This window comes from Glycomyces sp. NPDC050141, from assembly GCF_055586545.1.
This window is the reverse complement of record NZ_JBVJHZ010000003.1, coordinates 142,098-159,218: the sequence shown is the minus strand read 5'-3', so window position 1 is coordinate 159,218 and position 17,121 is coordinate 142,098. Positions and strand designations below refer to the sequence as shown.

At 68.4% G+C, this 17,121-nt stretch carries 16 protein-coding genes; 5 read left to right on the top strand and 11 right to left on the bottom strand.

Annotated elements, in window-relative coordinates; all coding sequences use genetic code 11:
• Both nusA and rimP read right to left on the bottom strand, forming a co-directional pair.
• Positions 1 to 1,035: a transcription termination factor NusA gene (gene nusA / locus ACZ60M_RS03025; protein ID WP_465414124.1), complete on the bottom strand. Its 1,035-nt coding sequence runs from the start codon at positions 1,033 to 1,035 to the stop codon at positions 1 to 3.
• A gap of 74 nt (positions 1,036 to 1,109) precedes the next feature.
• Positions 1,110 to 1,571 (bottom strand): ribosome maturation factor RimP, encoded by a 462-nt coding sequence (rimP, locus tag ACZ60M_RS03020; RefSeq protein WP_465414122.1) that lies wholly within the window; start codon positions 1,569 to 1,571, stop codon positions 1,110 to 1,112.
• 82 nt (positions 1,572 to 1,653) lie between these two features.
• On the opposite strand from rimP, the gene ACZ60M_RS03015 reads away from it, so the two are divergent.
• The 5 genes from ACZ60M_RS03015 (at position 1,654) to ACZ60M_RS02995 (ending at position 6,759) form a co-directional block, all read left to right on the top strand.
• Entirely contained in the window at positions 1,654 to 2,049 is a 396-nt protein-coding gene (locus tag ACZ60M_RS03015) for a hypothetical protein (RefSeq protein ID WP_465414120.1), read from the top strand.
• On the top strand, positions 2,046 to 2,459 hold the full coding sequence (locus ACZ60M_RS03010; protein WP_465414118.1) for a DUF4439 domain-containing protein: 414 nt from the start codon (positions 2,046 to 2,048) through the stop codon (positions 2,457 to 2,459). The genes ACZ60M_RS03015 and ACZ60M_RS03010 overlap by 4 nt, the downstream gene beginning before the upstream one ends.
• Positions 2,460 to 2,575: 116 nt before the next feature.
• The gene (locus ACZ60M_RS03005; RefSeq protein ID WP_465414116.1) at positions 2,576 to 3,169 is read left to right on the top strand and encodes a PadR family transcriptional regulator; all 594 of its coding nucleotides are present in this window, start codon (positions 2,576 to 2,578) and stop codon (positions 3,167 to 3,169) included.
• 19 nt (positions 3,170 to 3,188) lie between these two features.
• Positions 3,189 to 3,911 carry an ABC transporter ATP-binding protein gene (locus ACZ60M_RS03000; RefSeq protein WP_465414114.1) on the top strand — a complete coding sequence of 241 codons (723 nt, stop codon included), beginning with the start codon at positions 3,189 to 3,191 and terminating at the stop codon, positions 3,909 to 3,911.
• Between the two features lie 13 nt (positions 3,912 to 3,924).
• Entirely contained in the window at positions 3,925 to 6,759 is a 2,835-nt protein-coding gene (locus tag ACZ60M_RS02995; protein ID WP_465414112.1) for an FtsX-like permease family protein, read from the top strand.
• A gap of 178 nt (positions 6,760 to 6,937) precedes the next feature.
• Here ACZ60M_RS02995 and map read toward each other — a convergent pair whose 3' ends face one another.
• From map to ACZ60M_RS02950, 9 genes are all read right to left on the bottom strand, one after another.
• Positions 6,938 to 7,834 (bottom strand): type I methionyl aminopeptidase, encoded by an 897-nt coding sequence (gene map / locus ACZ60M_RS02990; protein ID WP_465414110.1) that lies wholly within the window; start codon positions 7,832 to 7,834, stop codon positions 6,938 to 6,940.
• A gap of 404 nt (positions 7,835 to 8,238) precedes the next feature.
• Positions 8,239 to 8,769 (bottom strand): hypothetical protein, encoded by a 531-nt coding sequence (locus ACZ60M_RS02985; RefSeq protein ID WP_465414108.1) that lies wholly within the window; start codon positions 8,767 to 8,769, stop codon positions 8,239 to 8,241.
• Positions 8,770 to 8,996: 227 nt separating this feature from the next.
• Entirely contained in the window at positions 8,997 to 10,178 is a 1,182-nt protein-coding gene (gene ispG, locus ACZ60M_RS02980; RefSeq protein ID WP_465414106.1) for a flavodoxin-dependent (E)-4-hydroxy-3-methylbut-2-enyl-diphosphate synthase, read from the bottom strand.
• 28 nt (positions 10,179 to 10,206) lie between these two features.
• A complete protein-coding gene (locus ACZ60M_RS02975) occupies positions 10,207 to 11,469 on the bottom strand; it encodes a M50 family metallopeptidase (RefSeq protein WP_465414213.1) in 1,263 nt (420 codons plus the stop codon).
• 15 nt (positions 11,470 to 11,484) lie between these two features.
• A complete protein-coding gene (gene dxr, locus ACZ60M_RS02970) occupies positions 11,485 to 12,699 on the bottom strand; it encodes a 1-deoxy-D-xylulose-5-phosphate reductoisomerase (protein WP_465414104.1) in 1,215 nt (404 codons plus the stop codon).
• A gap of 6 nt (positions 12,700 to 12,705) precedes the next feature.
• Positions 12,706 to 13,551 (bottom strand): formyltetrahydrofolate deformylase, encoded by an 846-nt coding sequence (gene purU, locus ACZ60M_RS02965; protein WP_465414103.1) that lies wholly within the window; start codon positions 13,549 to 13,551, stop codon positions 12,706 to 12,708.
• 187 nt (positions 13,552 to 13,738) lie between these two features.
• Positions 13,739 to 15,046 carry an ABC transporter substrate-binding protein gene (locus ACZ60M_RS02960; protein ID WP_465414101.1) on the bottom strand — a complete coding sequence of 436 codons (1,308 nt, stop codon included), beginning with the start codon at positions 15,044 to 15,046 and terminating at the stop codon, positions 13,739 to 13,741.
• 42 nt (positions 15,047 to 15,088) lie between these two features.
• Positions 15,089 to 15,982 carry a carbohydrate ABC transporter permease gene (locus ACZ60M_RS02955; RefSeq protein WP_465414099.1) on the bottom strand — a complete coding sequence of 298 codons (894 nt, stop codon included), beginning with the start codon at positions 15,980 to 15,982 and terminating at the stop codon, positions 15,089 to 15,091.
• Positions 15,966 to 16,967, bottom strand: a complete 1,002-nt coding sequence (locus ACZ60M_RS02950) for a carbohydrate ABC transporter permease (protein WP_465414097.1) — start codon at positions 16,965 to 16,967, stop codon at positions 15,966 to 15,968. The genes ACZ60M_RS02955 and ACZ60M_RS02950 overlap by 17 nt, the downstream gene beginning before the upstream one ends.
• Positions 16,968 to 17,121 lie beyond the last annotated feature (154 nt).

Sequence of the window (17,121 nt, the reverse complement as noted above, 5' to 3'; positions counted from 1 at the left end):
CTACCTCCCGGACCGCCGACCGCCACCGGCCGGGCCGGTCTCCTCCTTCGCTCCGCCGGAGACATGAGCGTCGGACTTGATGTCGATCCGCCACCCCGTGAGGCGCGCGGCGAGCCGGGCGTTCTGGCCTTCGCGGCCGATCGCGAGCGAAAGCTGATAGTCCGGGACGATCACCTCAGTGGACCGCGTGGCCTCGTCCACCACCCGCACCGACAGGGTCTTCGCCGGGGAGAGGGCGTTCGCGACGAACCGTGCGGGGTCGGCGTCCCAGTCGACGATGTCGATCTTCTCGCCGCCGAGTTCGCTCATGACGGCGCGCACGCGCGAGCCCATCGGGCCGATGCACGCGCCCTTCGCGTTGACGTCCTTCGTTGTGGCGCGCACCGCGATCTTGGAACGGTGACCGGCCTCACGTGCGATCGCCGGGATCTCCACGGCGCCCTCGTCGATCTCGGGGACCTCGAACGCGAACAGCTTCTTCACCAGGGCGGGGTGGGTGCGGGACAGCGTGATCTGGGGGCCGCGGGCGGTGCGGTTCACCTGGATGACGATGGCGCGGATGCGCTTGCCGTGGTCGTAGTTCTCACCGGGGACCTGCTCGTTGAGGGGCAGGGTGGCCTCGATCTTGCCGAGGTCGACAGTGACGATGCCGCGCTCGTTGCGCTCGCCGTGGGCCTGGACGACACCGGTGACGATGTCGCCCTCCTTGCCGGAGTACTCGCCGTAGTTGACCTCGTCGGCGGCCTCGCGCAGCCGCTGCAGGATGACCTGCTTCGCGGTCTGGGCGGCGATGCGGCCGAAACCCTCGGGGGTGTCGTCGCGCTCGGAGACGACCTCTTCCTCTTCGTTCAGCACCGGCACAAGGACATTGGCGATACCGCTGTCGCGGTTCACCACTACTCGCGCGCGCTCATCGGCCCCGGGGGTGTGCTTGTAGGCGGTCAGCAGCGCCGATTCGATAGCGCCGAGGATGGTCTCGAAAGGGATGTCGCGCTCGCGTTCCAGCGACCGCAGCGCGGCCAGGTCGATATGCACCCGTTCTCCTTAAGTCTTGAGTTGTCCTCACCGCGGCCGTTCAAGGCGTGCGAGCCGCGTCTTCGAGCAGACGCTCATCTCAGCTCGATCTGCACCTTGCCGGGCCCCAGCTCGGCATAGGTAGCCGAGCGGCGCACGCCGTCGGCTTCTAGTTCAATCCCCCGCTCGCTGGCGGCCGTGACGCGCCCAGTGAAGGGCTCCTCCCCGATGTGCACGGCTACCAAGCGCCCAATATTACGCCGCCAGTGCCGCGGCTCGGTCAGCGGACGGTCCACGCCCGGCGAGGACACTTCCAGGGTATATGCGCTGTCCGCGAAGGGTCCGCCCGTGGAGTCCGACTCGTCCAGGGCCTTCGAGCAGGCTTTCGAGACAACCGCCACATCGTCCAGACTGATCCCGCCGTCCTTGTCGACCAGGACCCGGACGAGCAGCCGCCGACCGGCCTTGGTCACCTGCAGCCCTTCGAGATCGAACCCGACCTTCGCGACGGCCGGAGCCAGGATCGCCTCGACCTCTGCTTGCCGCTCAGCACCCATGCGCACTTCCCCTCCGTAGCCTGTTCGGCCGAGATTAACCGCCCGGAGACAGAATGGAAAGGCAGCCTGGGAAACTGGGTGTGTGTTCACGACCCGACGCGGACTCCTGGTCGGGGCGGCCGTAATCACGGCCGCCGGATGCACCCGGGAGACGGCGCACATCACCACCTCAGACGCGGACCTCACCGCCGCGCTCCGCACCGCGCGCACGCTCGCCGCGGCCAACGACGACCTGGGCTTCGGCGAGTTCGCCGAGGACCACCGCACCCACGCCGCCACATTGGAGCGACTCCTGAAGCCCAATACGGTCGCAGAAGCAATCGGGGAGCTCCCCGCCGACACCGCCGCGCTCGCCGAAGCCGAAACGGCCGCAAGCGAAGAGGCCGGCGCGGCCTGCCTCAGCACCGACTCGGACTACGCCGTAGTGCTCGGGGAGATCGCGGCCTGCCGCGCCGCCCACGCGGCGGTGCTCGCATGACCGTCGTCGACACCGGACTCGCCGCCGAGTACGCGGCCATCTACGCCTACAGCGCCGCCACCGTCCACCTCGACGGCGACCCGCGCTGGATCGCCGAGGAACTCGAGGCCGAGCACCGCTCCCGTCGCGACGCGCTGCTCGACTTCTACGACGAGCACGGCCTCGAAGCGGCCCCGTCCCTGGCGGGCTACGACATCGAGCCGATCGCCGACGCGGCCGCCGCGCAGGAGGTACTGCTCGCCATCGAGACCAACGTCGCCACCACCTGGCGCGCGGGCGTCGTCACGACCGAGCCGCACGAGCGCGAGCTCTGCCTGCGCATGTACGGCGACGCCGCGGTGACGCTGGCGCGCTGGCGCCTCGCGGTCGGCCAGTCCGCCGCCGACCCCTGGCCGGGCCGCCCCGAGTAGCCCGTTCACCCGAACTCGCCGAAAATTCCATACCCCGTATCCCCTAGCTGCATACCAGCTATGCCATACTCGGTATCTCTCCACGTGGAGAGGTCTAGTAGCGATACGAGGTGCACATGAGTGTCAAGCACAGCCTCCTCGCGCTGCTCGAACGGGGACCCGCTTACGGCTACCAACTGCGGGCCGCGTTCGAGAGCGCCACGGGGAACACCTGGCCGCTCAACATCGGACAGGTCTACACCACCCTCAACCGGCTCGAACGCGACGCGCTCGTCGAAGCCCTCCCGGAGAACGAGTCCGGCCAGCGCCCGTACCGGATCACCGACACCGGCCGCCGCCACCTGGCGGGCTGGTTCGCGTCCCCGGTGCAGGCCGCCGACCGGCCCCGCGACGAGCTCACGATCAAGCTGGCACTGGCGGTGACCACGCCGGGCGTGGACGTCGCCGACGTCATCCAGCGGCAGCGGACCGCGACACTGCGGCTGCTGCAGGAGTACACGCGGCTCAAGTCGGCCGAGGACGACGCGGAGCTGGCCTGGAAGCTGGTGCTGGAGTCGATGATCTTCCGGGCCGAGGCGGAGATCCGCTGGCTCGACCACACCGAGGCCGTCGTGGCCCGCGCGGAGCTGCCCGTGCCGTTCCCTTTCGCAGTCGGCGAGCCGGACTCGGCCGACGCGAACCCTGAATTCGACCGTTCCCGAACCATCTGAGAGAGAACGCGGTACCCCCATGACCGTTCTGCACTTGAAAGGCGTGAGCCGTACCCACGGCACCGGCGAGAACCTCGTCCACGCCCTCGTCGACGCCGAGCTCCACATCAATGCCGGTGAACTCGTCGCCATCATGGGCCCCTCCGGGTCCGGCAAGTCGACCCTGCTCAACCTCGCCGGAGGCCTCGACGCCCCCACATCAGGCGAAGTCCTCGTCGAAGGCACCGTCCTCGCCTCGCTCAACAAGAAGAAACTCGCCGCACTCCGGCGCCGCAGCGTCGGGTACGTCTTCCAGGACTACAACCTCGTCCCCAGCCTCACCGCCGCCGAGAACGCCGCCCTGCCGCTCGAACTCGACGGCCTCTCCGCCGGCAAAGCCCGCAAGCTCGCGCTCGCCGCGCTCGAAGAGGTCGGCCTCGACACCAAGCAGGCCGACCGGTTCCCCGACGAGATCTCCGGCGGCCAAGCGCAGCGCGTCGCTATCGCCCGCGCGTTGATCGGCGAACGGCGCCTCGTCCTCGCCGACGAACCCACCGGCGCCCTCGACTCACACACCGGCGAAGAAGTCCTCAAACTCCTGCGCCGCCGCTGCGACGCCGGAGCCGCCGGACTCCTCGTCACCCACGACGCCCGCCACGCAGGCTGGGCCGACCGGGTGGTGTTCCTGCGGGACGGGCGGATCGTGGATTCCTCCGCGCCGCTGGCCGGGGCGGACAGCCTGCTCGAAGGCGCGGGTTCGTAGCGTGCGGCGACTGGTGGCGAGCCAACGACTCGCTTTCAGGATCGCGCGCCGCGAGGCCTGGCGCTACAAGGGACGGTCGGCCCTGTCGATCACGCTCCTGGGCCTGCCGCTTCTGGGCGTCGCCATCGGCGCCAGCGCGTTCGACACGGTGACGCTGAGCGACGAGGAGCGATTCGACCAGTACGTGGGCGGGAACGACGCGTACATCGAGGAGGCGTATCCGGGCCAGCCGCTGGTCCAGAACACCTGGACCGACCAGTACCCGTGGTGGGACACGGACTGGGACAACGGCAAGGAGCCCACCGGGCTCACTGGCATGGAGGTGCTGAACGCCCTCCCCGTCGGCTCCCGGATCACCCCGTACGGCTTCTGGAACGGCGGCGAGGAGCAGGCGGAGGTCGAGACCCCGAACGGGATCGGCGAGATCGACGTCCTGGGCTACGACCTGACGGACCCGAACTACGAGGCCGCCGGGTTCACGTACCTCGACGGGGGCGCGCCGATCCGCGACGAGGTGGTCCTCAGCGAGGACGCGGCCTCGTACCTGGATGTGGGCGTGGGCGACACGGTCACGTTCGTCGCCGGTCTGTCCGGTGAGGAGCACGAGGTCAGCGGGATCATCGAGGTTCCCTGGGGCATCAACGACAAGTTCGCGGTCGCCTCGTTCTTCCCCGACTCGACCATGGGCTGGCTGGTCGACACGCCTGAGGAGATCACGCACGAGGACGCGCTGCGGCTCAACGAGGTCGGGCTGACGGTCTGGGCCTCCTCGCTGTTCGACGTGCCGCCGACGACCCCTGACGGCACGTCCTACTCGGACCCGATGGACGAGTTCACGTTCACGATCTACGCGCTCATCGTGGTGACGGTGATTATGGAGGTCGTCCTGCTGGCGGGGCCCGCGTTCGCGATCAGCGCGAAGCGGCGCACCCGCGAGTTCGCGCTCATGAGCGCCAACGGCGCGACGCCCGCCCAGATCCGCAGGGTCGTGCTCGCGGGCGGCATCCTGTTCGGGCTCCTCGCGGCGTTCGCCGCCGCCGCCCTCGGCATCGGGCTGGTCGCGGTCGGGAGGCCGCTGCTGGAGCAGCTGGTCGGGTACCGCACCCCGGGCCTGCAGGTGCTGCCGTGGCTCCAGGGCGTGCTCGTGCTCGCCGCGGTCGGCACCGGTCTGCTCTCGGCGCTCGCCGCCGCGATCAGCGCCTCGCGCATCAACGTGGTCGCGGCCCTCATGGGTCGCACGCCGGGCCGCAAGAGCTCGAAGATCTGGCTCATCATCGGCCTGGTCATGGTGGCGGGCGGGCTCGTCGCGGGCTTCGCGGGCATCTCGATCTGGAACATGCCGCTCATGGCGGGCGCGATCGTCCTGCTGCAACTCGGTTTGGTGGCCTGCACTCCTGCGCTGCTGTCGCTCACTGCGAGGCTCGGCCGGTGGATGCCGCTCGCGCCGCGCATGGCGCTGCGCGAAGCGGGCCGCAACCGCGGCTCGGCCGCCCCCGCGATCGCCGCCGTCCTCGGCGTCGTCGCAGGCGGCATGGCGTTCACACTGACCGTCGCCGCCGACAACGTGCGCCAGGAGCACGACCAGGAGCGGGTGCTGCCCGAAGGCACTGCGTCGCTGGTCCTCTACAACCAGAGCGACGACTTCGACCCCGAGACCGGGGAGCCGCTCTCGGAGCCCGCGTGGGACACCGGGCTTGCGGAGGCCCGGGAGCGGCTGGAGCCGCACCTGGACGACCTCGAACTGATCCCGGTGCAGACCGTGGGCGAGTCCGCGGACTGCGGTCGGCCGGACGAGCTCCCGGCGGACGCCGATTCCTACTGCTACGTCCAGATGGTCCGGCCCGACGAGAACGTCTGCTCCTACTGGGAGCTCGCGCCCGAGGCGGAGGCCCCGACCGAGGAGCAGATCGCGGCGGCCGTGGAAGAGGCCCGTGAAGACCCGCGTTGCGACGAGGTCTGGGCCGCCTACGGATACGGCCTGTACGACGTACCTTCGACCACCGATCCCGCGGTCGTCGCGACCTACACCGGGCTCGAAGGCGCTGAACTCGACAAGGCCGTGGCGGTCCTGGAGGACGGCGGCGTCCTCGTCTCGGACCCGTGGGCGGTGACCGATGCGGGCACCGTCGTGTTCGAGCTGCAGCTCACCGAGATGGTCGAGGAGGGTCCCGAGAAGGAGCCCCTGACCTTCGAGGTCGAAATTCCCGCCATGGCGGTCGACAAGGACGCCTTGGGCTACACCAGGGTCCTGTTCAGTCCGGCCGCGGCCGAGCTGGCGGGCATGGAGACCATGTCGACCTGGAGCCAGCGCTACCTGATCCAGACGTCCACCCCGATCGACGGGCCGCTGCGCGAGACGATCGCGGCCGACATGCGCGTCGAGCTGGCGGACGACGCGGTCTCGGCCGACTTCGACGTGGCCGACTACTCGGACCGGGGCACGCTCTACATGCTGCTGGTCGTGGCCGGGCTGTGCGCGCTGATCACCCTCGGGTCGACGGCGGTGTCCACCGGGCTCATCATCGCCGAGCAGAAGAAGGACATGACGACACTCGGGGCGGTCGGTGCCGAACCGGGCCTGCGCAAGCGGTTCGCGATGTGGCAGACGGTCATGATCGCCATGTTCGGCACGATCATGGGCACGTTCGCGGGTCTGATCGGGTACGCGCTCATCCGCGCGGCGCTCAACCGGCCGCTGACGAACCAGTACCCGTTCCAGACCCTGTACGGGTGGGAGCTGCCGTGGGTGAGCTTCGCGATCATGCTGGTGGCCGTGCCGGTCCTCGCCGCGGTCGGGGCGCTCGTCTTCACGAAGGCGAGGCTGCCCAGCGAGCGGCGCTTGACGTAACACTCCAAGGAAACCGAAGGGCCCCAGAGCGAATCCTGCGCCAATTTATGGCTCGCAAGCTTCGCCAAGACTGGGGCCCTTGGGTTGTCTGTCGGAGGCGGCACCGGCTCAACCCCTCGGAGACATCGGCATCTCACTGACCGGCGCCGCCCCGCTCAGGGTAGAAACCTGCTGCCACTCAGCGTTTGTGCTCGGGGGTGCCCGCCGGGATGCCGCTGGTGGGCATCGTGAGGATCTCGAAGCCGTCGTCGGTGACGAGCAGCGTGTGCTCGAACTGGGCGGTCCACTTGCGGTCGCGGGTGACGGCGGTCCAGCCGTCGTCCCACATCTCGTGCGCGGCGGTGCCGAGGTTGATCATCGGCTCGATCGTGAAGGTCATGCCGGCCTCGATCTCGACGTCGAGGTCGGGGTTGTCGTAGTGCGGCACATAGAGTCCGGAGTGGAACGCGGTGCCGATGCCGTGGCCGGTGAACTGGCGGACCACGCCGTAGCCGAAGCGGTTGGCGTAGGCCTCGATGACCTTGCCGACGACGTTGAGCTGGCGGCCGGGCTTGACGGCCTTGATGCCGCGCCACGTAGCCGTCCAGGTGCGCTCGACGAGGTCGCGGGCCTCCTGCGAGACGTCCCCCGCGAGGAAGGTGGCGTTGCAGTCGCCGTGCACGCCGCCGATGAACGCGGTGATGTCGATGTTGACGATGTCGCCGTCCTGCACCACCGTGGAGTCGGGGATGCCGTGGCAGATGACCTCGTTCAGCGAGGTGCAGCAGGACTTCGGGTACTCGCGGTAGCCGAGCGTCGAAGGGTAGGCGCCGAGGTCGCACAGGTACTCGTGGACGATCCGGTCGAGCTCGTCGGTGGTGATGCCGGGCGCGACGGCCTTGCCTACGGTCTCGAGGGCGTCGGCGGCGATGCGCCCGGCGACGCGCATCCGCTCGACCGTCTCGGCGTCCTTCACTTCCGAACCGGTGAACGGGGAGGGCGCGGGCTTGCCGACGTACTCGGGGCGTTCGATGGCGTCGGGGACGCTCCTGCGGGGACTCTGCCTGCCTGGGCGCAGCGCGGGACGGGTTTCCATCCGCCAAGCCTAACTTGGGCGGCGGGCGCGGCCGGGCGCCACGGTAGTGGTCCGTTACGGAGACGACGCCCAGAAATCGGCCCGCCGCGTGCGAAAACCTCTTGCGTTCGCGGGCGCCAGGCAGCATTCTGGGAGCACCGGCGCGCCCGTGTCCGACCAGTTCGGAGCGGGACTGTCCGGGACCCCGCGAGGCTTTTCCTACCGAGCCGGCGCGGGGCGCGGCTCCCTCCGGAGTTCCGCGGCCCGGCTCCGGCCGGGCGCGCGGTGTACGACACCTCCGGTGGTCGAGCGCCCCGCCTGTCCAACCCGGGCGGCGTGCAGTCGCCCCGCGTCGGCTCACCACGCCCCTCCCCCGCGCGCGCGAAAGCCCGCAGCCGATCCGGCTGCGGGCCTTGGCAAAGCGGTTACGCGGCTTCGAGCTCCTTGGTGGGCTCCTCCACGTCGGCCTCGGCGGCCGCTTCCATGTCGGCGGTGCTGACCTCTTGGGCCAGCCGCTCCCAGAGCATCCCGCCCGAGTGGGCGAGCGCGCCGATGATCGAGGGGACGAACGGCAGCACCCAGTCGGCGAGGAACCCCGAGTGCGGCATGTTGAGCACGAGCATCGCCGAACCGGCGCACAGCAGGCCCTGCAGCGTGCCGCGCCAGGCGGCGCGGGTGCCGTCGACGACCGCTTCGCGGCGCTCGGTCGCGGGGTCGTGGAACTCCGAGAGGCCCGCGGCGTCGCGGCGGCCCAGGTAGGCGCCGACGACCGCTTGGACGGCGGTGCCCGCGATGACCGCGGCGAGGAGGCTGTTCTTGGTGACCACGTAGATCAGGAAGAACAGGAGGCCGCCGCCGAGGACGGTCAGAGCGCCCCTGATCCAGTCGATCTTCTCGCCGGGGTACCAGTAGTACTTGGTGACGCCCTCGGAAATCTGTCGCTCGAACTTCCCCATGCCGGTCGCTCCCCTTTCGCGGACGCAGCCTGCGGGCTGCGTATGACACGCACGGAAGTCATTATGCGCGGCACCGGACGGCGCTTCGGCGGAATCCCCTGGAGTCATCTTTGTGGAATTTCGCACAAGATGAGCGCAATGTCGGATTCGAGGACGGCCTCAGCAGGCGCTATACACCAGCGTAGAGAAGGATCGCCGACCGCGGAGTCAGCGATCCGACAGTTCCGCTAGTGGACCGAGACGACCGGACCGGCGAGGTCTTTGAGCTCGTCGGGAAGGTCGGCGCCCATGGCCTCGGCCAGCTTGATGGCCTCTTCGATGAGCGTCTCCACGATCTGCGACTCCGGCACGGTGCGGATGACCTCGCCCTTGACGAAGATCTGGCCCTTGCCGTTACCGCTGGCCACACCGAGGTCGGCTTCGCGGGCCTCGCCGGGGCCGTTCACGACGCAGCCCATCACGGCCACGCGCAGCGGCACGGGCAGGCCCTCGAGTCCGGCCGTGACCTGCTCAGCGAGCGTGTACACGTCCACCTGGGCGCGGCCGCACGACGGACACGAGACGATCTCCAGGCCGCGTTCCTTCAGGCCCATCGACTCCAGGATCTGGTTGCCGACCTTGACCTCCTCCACGGGAGGAGCCGAGAGGGAGACGCGGATGGTGTCGCCGATGCCCTCGGCGAGCAGCGCGCCGAACGCGGCGGCCGACTTGATCGTGCCCTGGAAGGCGGGCCCGGCCTCGGTGACGCCCAGGTGCAGCGGGTACTCGCACTGCTGCGACAGGAGTCGGTAGGCCTTGATCATGACGACCGGGTCGTTGTGCTTGACCGAGATCTTGATGTCGCGGAAGTCGTGCTCCTCGAACAGCGAGGCCTCCCACAGCGCGGACTCGACCAGCGCTTCCGGGGTGGCCTTGCCGTACTTCTTGAGCAGGCGCTTGTCGAGCGAACCGGCGTTCACGCCGATGCGGATCGGCGTCCCGGCGTCCTTGGCGGCCTTGGCGATCTCCCCGACGCGGTCGTCGAACTGCTTGATGTTGCCGGGGTTGACGCGCACGGCGGCGCACCCGGCGTCGATCGCGGCGAACACGTACTTCGGCTGGAAGTGGATGTCGGCGATGACCGGGATCTGCGACTGCTTCGCGATGATCTTGAGCGCGTCGGCGTCGTCCTGGGTGGGACACGCGACGCGCACGATGTTGCAGCCGGTGGCGGTGAGCTCGGCGATCTGCTGCAGCGTCGCGCCGATGTCCGAGGTCCGGGTGGTGGTCATCGACTGGACGCTGATGGGCGCGCCGCCGCCCACGAGCACGCCGCCGACGTTGAGCTGGCGCGTCTTGCGGCGCGGGGCGAGCGGCTCGATGTCGTGGTCGTGGCGCTTGGTGGGGATACCGAGGTTCACTGCGGTCATGTGGCTAGTTTCCACCTTGATTCGCGGGTTAGTTGAAGATAGTGATCGGGTTGACGATGTCAGCCGTGATCGTCAGCAGCATGAAGCCGCCCAGGAGGACGATCACAGCGTAGGTCAGCGGCATGAGTTTCATGTAGTCGACACGCCCCGGATCGACCTTTCCTCGCTTTGCCGCGACCCACGAGCGGGCCTTCTCGAACCAGGCGATGGCGATGTGCCCGCCGTCCATCGGCAGGAGCGGCAGCAGGTTGAAGATGCCGATGAAGTAGTTGAGGACCACCAGGAGCATGAAGAACATCGCCCACTGGTCGTACTGGACCATCTCGCCGCCCAGGCGCGAGGCGCCCACGACCGAGACGGGCGAGTCGGCGCTGCGCTCTTCGCCCATGATCGCGTCCCACAGCGGCGGGATCTTCGAGGGCAGCTGGCCCAAGGCGATGAACGTCTCCTTGAACATGTCGCCGGTGGTGGTCAGGGTCTCGCCGATGCCGTCGATGGGGCCGACAGCGACAGTCGGCGCGATCGCCGGGTCGGTGTACACGAAGACGCCGAGGCGAGCGACCGTGGTGGTCTTGCCGTCTTCAGTCTCGGCGGTGGCGGCGTACGGGGTGACCTCGACGGTCCTCTCGGTGCCGTCGCTGTCCACGGTGACTGCGACCGGCTCGTCCGGGGTCAGCTCAGTGACCGTGGCGACCAGCGACTCCCAGTCGGTGACGGCGGTGCCGTTGACGGAGGTGATCTCGTCGCCGTCCTCGATCCCGGCGGCGTAGGCCGGGCCCTCGATCTGGCCTTCGGCGCAGTCCCCGGCGGGGGCGGCGCTGTCGGTCGCCTCGACGCACGGGGCGACCGAGACGCGGGCGTTCTCCTCGGAGGCGGTGACCTGCTCGGCGTAGGCCGGGTTGGCCACGACGCCGGCGAAGGAGACCAGAATCCAGAGGGCCACGAAGCCGATGATGAAGTGCGTGACCGAACCGGCGGCGAGCACGATCGTGCGCTGCCACAGGGGCTTTCGCCAGAAGACCCGCTTCTTGTCCGCCTCGTCGAGTTCTTCCTCGTCCTCTTCGAGCGGGGTCATCCCGACGATCTTGACGAAGCCGCCGAGCGGGATGCCCTTGACGCCGTACTCCGTCTCGCCCTTGCGGAACGACCACAGGGTGGGGCCGAAGCCCACGAAGTAGCGGGTGACCTTCATGCCGAAGCCCTTGGCGGTGAGCATGTGGCCGAATTCGTGCAGGCTCACGGAGATGAGGATCGCCAACGCGAACAGGACGATCCCGGTGATGTAGGCCAGCAAGTCGGTCTCCTTCTAACGCTCGGACGCGTCCAACACTAGCCGTCGGGCGCACGCGCGCGCCCACTTCTCCGCTTCGAGTACGTCTGCGACACTGGAAGGTCGCTCGAACTTCGGTGCGGCGGCGAGGACGGCTTCGACGGTGTCGACGATGCCGAGGAACGGGAGCCGCCCGTCGCGGAAGGCCGAGACGGCTTCCTCGTTGGCGGCGTTGTAGACAGCGGGCATGAGGCCGCCGGCGCGGCCGGCGTCCTTGGCGAGGCCGACGGCCGGGAAGGCCGTCTCGTCGAGCGGCTCGAAGTGCCAGTCGGCGGCCTTGCTCCAGTCGACGGGCTTCGCGGCACCGGGCAGGCGGTCGGGCCAGGCGAGCGCGTGGCCGATCGGCAGGCGCATGTCGGGCGGGGAGGCCTGGGCGATCGTCGAGCCGTCGGTGAACTCGACCATCGAGTGGATCACCGACTGCGGGTGCACGACCACCTGGATGTCGTCGTAGGGGACGCCGAAGAGCTCGTGCGCCTCGATCACTTCGAGGGCCTTGTTGACCATGGTCGCGGAGTTGATCGTGACGACCGGGCCCATGGCCCAGGTCGGGTGCGCGAGCGCCTGGTCGACGGTGACCTCGGCGAGCTCGGCGCGGGTCCTGCCGCGGAACGGGCCGCCGGAGGCGGTGAGCACGAGCTTCGCGACGCGCTCCATCGAACCCGAGCGCAGGCACTGGGCCAGCGCGGAATGCTCGGAGTCGACCGGTACGAGCTGGCCGGGCTTGGCGACCTCCTGCACGAGCGGGCCGCCCGCGACGAGGGACTCCTTGTTGGCAAGGGCCACTTGGCGTCCCGCTTTGAGCGCGGCGAGGGTCGGTTCGAGCCCGATGGAGCCGTTGATGCCGTTCAGGACGGTGTCGCAGGGCCAGGTGGCGAGTTCGGTCATGGCGCCGCGGCCCGCGATGAGCTTCGGCATGCGGGCGTCGCCCGAAGTCCAGCCCTGCTTGGTCGCGGCCGCGAACAGGCGCAGTTGGACGGCTTCGAGCGCGGTGGCGTCGGCGACCGCGACGACGTCGACTTCCAGTTCGATGGCCTGCTCTGCCAGGAGGGCCGGGTTGGCGCCGCCGGCGCCGATGCCGACGACGCGGAAGCGGTCGCGGTTGGCGCGGACGATGTCGATGGCCTGCGTGCCGATGGAGCCCGTGGACCCCAGGAGCACGATCTCGCGTTGGTCAGTCACGCGCGCCATTATGCGCTACCGGAATACGACGGTCTTGGTGCCGTTGATGATGACGCGGTCGTCCAGGTGGGCGGCCAGGCCGCGGGCGAGGCAGGTCGATTCGAGGTCGCGTCCGGCGGCCACCAGCTCGTCGGGGCTGTGGGCGTGGTCGACGCGGGCGACCTCCTGGTCGATGATGGGGCCTTCGTCGAGGTCGGCGGTGACGTAGTGGCAGGTCGCGCCGATGAGCTTGACGCCGCGGGCGTGGGCCTGGTGGTAGGGCTTGGCGCCCTTGAAGCTCGGCAGGAACGAGTGGTGGATGTTGAGGATCTTGCCCGGGAGCTTCGCGCAGAAGTCGGAGGAGAGGATCTGCATGTAGCGGGCGAGCACGACGGTGTCGATGCGCTCTTCCTCGATGAGGTCGAGGATCTGCTGCTCCTGCGCGGCCTTGCCCGCGGGGCCTACGGGCAGGTAGTGGAAGGGCACGCCCGAGGAGGCGGCGAGGTCGGCCCAGTCGGGGTGGTTGGAGACGACGGCGGCCGCTTCGCCGTGGAGGGCGCCGATGCGGAAGCGGTAGAGCAGGTCGTTGAGGCAGTGGCCCTGCTTGGAGGCCATGATGAGGACGCGGCGCTTGACGGCGCGGTCGTGGAGCTGCCAGTCCATGTCGAACTCGCGGGCGATGTCGGCGAAGCCCACGGCCAGCTCGTCGCGCTGCGACGCGGTGTTGAACTCGACGCGCATGAAGAAGCGTCCCGACGCGTGCTCGGAGAACTGCTGGGAGTCCTCGATGTTGGCGTCGCGGCGGGTGAGGAAACCCGAGACGGCGTACACGATGCCGAGGCGGTCGGGGCACGAGAGCGTGAGCACGAACTGGCTGGTCATCCTACCAATGATACGGAGCGGTCGGGGCGGGCGACAATCGACTTCCGTCACGGACGGGTTGTCACAGGGTGTCGCTTTTCGCCCCGGCCGCTCCGCGGGAGACTCCGGGCAAGGAGGAAGGGCGGACTCTTGCGGGTTCGCCCTTCGACCTTTATTGTAACTCGCTCAGAGTGACTGTCAACTCACTCTAGGCGCCGATTTCCGCGCTCAGCTGCTCCATGAACGCCTTGGTGGAGTCCTCCACCGAGGTGTCGTCGAAGATCAGCGTCTCGAACACGCCGACCATGATGTCGGCGGCGGTGCCCGAGCCGATCGGCGGCACGACCGGGCCCTCGCCCAGGTCCGGGGTGAGCGCGGCGATGTAGTCGGCGCCGAGCTTCTGGTCCGGCGGGAGCATCGGCAGGATGCGCTCGCGCTGCGCGGTGTTCGAGGGCAGGCCCCGGTCGCCGAGCATGAGGTCGAGCGACTCGTCGCTGTTGAGCAGGAAGTCCACGAGCTTGCTCGCGGCCGCCTTGTCGGAGACCGTGCGCGAGACCGACCAGTACATGGCCGACTTCAGGTACAGGCCCGGCTGGGTGCCCTCGGACTCGCCGGGGACGCGCAGCAGCACCAGGTCGGAGCCAAGCACCTTCTGGAGCGCGCCGATCTGGTTCGTCCAGTAGAACTCGGTGGCGCCGGCGCCGGTCGCGAGCGGGGCCTGGTCCTGGCCCGCCGCGAACGACTCGACGATCGAGCTGGCGTCCGGGATGGCCCCGGAGTCGCGCATGTCGAGGACCATCTGCCACCAGGCGTTCATGGTCGGCTCGGTGAAGCCGAGCTTGCCGTCGTCGGTGTAGAGCGACTCGCCGCGCTGGCGGGCGAAGACGTTGAACAGCGACTCGTTCGGGAACGTGATGGCCGAGTTGCCGATCGCCTTGCCCGACGCGGAGATGTCGGTGGTGAACTGCATGAAGTCGGCCCAGGTCCACGTCTTGTCGTCGGGCATGGCGACGCCCGCCTCCGCGACGAGGGCCGGGTTGACGAGGAGCGCCAGCGCGTTGACGCCGGTGGGGATGCCGTAGGTCTTGCCGTCGAACTGGCCGGTGGCGAGCGTCCCCGCGTCGATCTTCGACGTGTCGATGTCGAGGTCCTCGATCGCCAGGAGGGCGTTCTTGTCGGCGTAATCGCGCAGGTAGCGCTCGTCCTGCTGGAGGACGTCCGGCGCGTTGTTGCCCGAGACCGCGACGTTGAGGGCGTCCCAGTAGGAGTCGAACTCGTTGGGGCTGGGCTTGATCGTGATGCCGTCGTTCTTGGCGAGGAAGGCGTCGACGATCTTCTGGGTGTACTCGTGGCGGGGGTCGGAGCCCCACCACCAGAAGTCCAGTTCGCCGTCGCCCTTTTCGGCTCCGCCGCCGCCGTTGCCGCAGGCCGCGAGGAGGGGTGCGGTGGCGGCGCCGAAGATCCCGGCCTTGGCGAGCGTTCTCCGAGACACGCCCGAGGGGTTGGTTGACTTCATCGTCAGTGTCCTTTCAGGACTTTGTGAGGGTTGGTTGCCGGTTTACTTGATGCCGGTGGTGGCGATACCCCGGACGAGGTAGCGCTGGCCGGCGAGGAAGAACCCGAAGATCGGGCCAAGAGCCACAATAGACATCGCGAAGAGCGCACCCCAGTTGGTGGTGCCCGTCGAGTCCATGAACATCCGCAGAGCGAGCGGCACGGTGTGGAGGTCGGGGTCGTTCAGGTAGATCAGCTGCGAGTAGAAGTCGTTCCAGGTCCAGATGAACGTGAAGATCGCGGTGGTGGCCAGCGCGGGCATGCACAGGGGCATGATGACGCGGAAGTAGGTGCCCCAGTAGCCGCAGCCGTCGATCGCGGCGGCCTCGTCGAGTTCCTTGGGGAGGCCGCGGATGAACTGGACCATGAGGAAGACGAAGAACGCGTCGGTCGCCAGGAGCTTCGGCACGATGAGGGGCCAGAAGGTGTCGACCCAGCCGAGGTTGTTGAACAGGATGTACTGCGGGATGATCACCACGTGGATCGGCAGCATGATGGTGCCGAGCATGATCGCGAAGAGCATGCCGCGCATGGGGAACCGCAGCCGCGCGAAGGCGTAGGCGGCCATGGAGCAGGACACCAGGTTGCCGAGGATCGATCCGGCGACGATGAGCGTGGAGTTCCAGATGTACTTCTCGAACGGACTCGACAGGGTGGTCCAGCCCTCGGCGTAGTTGCCCCACTCCCAGGTCGTGGGTATCAGACCGGGGTCGGCGAAGATCTCGTCGAGCGGCTTGAGGCTGGCCGAGAGCATCCACAGCAGCGGGTAGATCATGACCATCGAGGCGGCGATGAGCACCAGGTGGAAGACGAAGCGCTTGAGCCCGACGGTGGCGGTGCCCTGCTTGGCGCGCGGCCGGGGCGGCGCGGGGGTCGGAGTCTCAGTCATTGTCGCCATAGAACACCCAGAATTTCGACATCAGGAAGTTGAGCGCGGTGAAGATCGCGATGATGGCCAGCAGGAGCCAGGCGATGGCCGAGGCGTACCCCATGTCGAACTGGGTGAAGCCCTGGTCGTAGAGGTACAGCGTGAGGAACATCGTGGAGTCGGCCGGGCCGCCCTTGCCGCTGGAGATGATGAACGCCTGCGTGAAGGACTGGAACGAGTTGATGATCTGCAGGATGAGGTTGAAGAAGATGATGGGGGTCAGGAGCGGCAGGGTGACGCTCTTGAACCGCTGCAGGACGCCGGCGCCGTCGATCTTGGCGGCCTCGTAGTACATGGTCGGGATCTGCCGCAGGCCCGCGAGGAAGATGATCATCGGTGAGCCGAAGGTCCACACGTGCAGGATGATCAGGGTGCCGAGGGCGTAGTCGGGGTGGGAGACCCAGCCTTCGCCCTGGATGCCGAAGATGGCGAGGACCTGGTTGACGAGGCCTTCGGTGCCGAAGACCTGGCGCCACATGATCGCGATGGCGACGGAGCCGCCGAGCAGCGAGGGCAGGTAGAAGATCGAGCGGTAGAACGCCATGCCGCGAAGGCCGCGGTCGAGGACGATCGCGAGGAGGAGCGCGGCGGCGAGCTGGAGGGGCACCGACACGAAGGTGTAGACGGCGGTGACCTTGATGGCGTTGGCCAGGCGCGGGTCGTCGAGCATGCGCGCGTAGTTCTCACCGCCGACCCATTCGCCGTAGCCGAGGCTGTAGTCGGTGAACGAGAGGTAGAACGAGGCGATCATGGGCCCGATGGTGATGGCCAGGAGGCCGATCAGCCAGGGCGAGAGGAATCCCAGCGCGGCCCACCGCTCGCGGGAGCGGATGGACGTGCCGGTCCTCCGGCGGGCCCGTTCGGGGCTCGGCGGGGGTGCGGAAACGGCGGGCCCGGGGGGTGCTCCCGAGCTGCGCTGCTTCGGGCGCACCACAGCGACATCGTTGTCGGTCATAAGGTTTTGGGACCTTTCGGAGGGGGTTGGCTCCTAGATCACATCAGGCTATGCAACCGCTTGCCTCTTGTCAATGCTTCAACTTAAATTCCTGGATATCTTTCAGGCCGCGGAGTGGGAACGTTCCCGTAAAGTACTTTCGCAACTCCTGCAA

Bases quoted from the DNA above. Each gene is read 5' to 3' on its own strand.
- ACZ60M_RS02960 (WP_465414101.1), bottom strand. From the start codon at position 15,046: ATGAAGTCAACCAACCCCTCGGGCGTGTCTCGGAGAACGCTCGCCAAG.
- ACZ60M_RS03000 (WP_465414114.1), top strand. From the start codon at position 3,189: ATGACCGTTCTGCACTTGAAAGGCGTGAGCCGTACCCACGGCACCGGC.
- purU (WP_465414103.1), bottom strand. From the start codon at position 13,551: ATGACCAGCCAGTTCGTGCTCACGCTCTCGTGCCCCGACCGCCTCGGC.
- ACZ60M_RS02985 (WP_465414108.1), bottom strand. From the start codon at position 8,769: ATGGGGAAGTTCGAGCGACAGATTTCCGAGGGCGTCACCAAGTACTAC.
- ispG (WP_465414106.1), bottom strand. From the start codon at position 10,178: ATGACCGCAGTGAACCTCGGTATCCCCACCAAGCGCCACGACCACGAC.
- rimP (WP_465414122.1), bottom strand. From the start codon at position 1,571: ATGGGTGCTGAGCGGCAAGCAGAGGTCGAGGCGATCCTGGCTCCGGCC.
- dxr (WP_465414104.1), bottom strand. From the start codon at position 12,699: ATGGCGCGCGTGACTGACCAACGCGAGATCGTGCTCCTGGGGTCCACG.
- map (WP_465414110.1), bottom strand. From the start codon at position 7,834: ATGGAAACCCGTCCCGCGCTGCGCCCAGGCAGGCAGAGTCCCCGCAGG.
- ACZ60M_RS02955 (WP_465414099.1), bottom strand. From the start codon at position 15,982: ATGGCGACAATGACTGAGACTCCGACCCCCGCGCCGCCCCGGCCGCGC.
- ACZ60M_RS02950 (WP_465414097.1), bottom strand. From the start codon at position 16,967: ATGACCGACAACGATGTCGCTGTGGTGCGCCCGAAGCAGCGCAGCTCG.
- ACZ60M_RS03005 (WP_465414116.1), top strand. From the start codon at position 2,576: ATGAGTGTCAAGCACAGCCTCCTCGCGCTGCTCGAACGGGGACCCGCT.
- ACZ60M_RS03010 (WP_465414118.1), top strand. From the start codon at position 2,046: ATGACCGTCGTCGACACCGGACTCGCCGCCGAGTACGCGGCCATCTAC.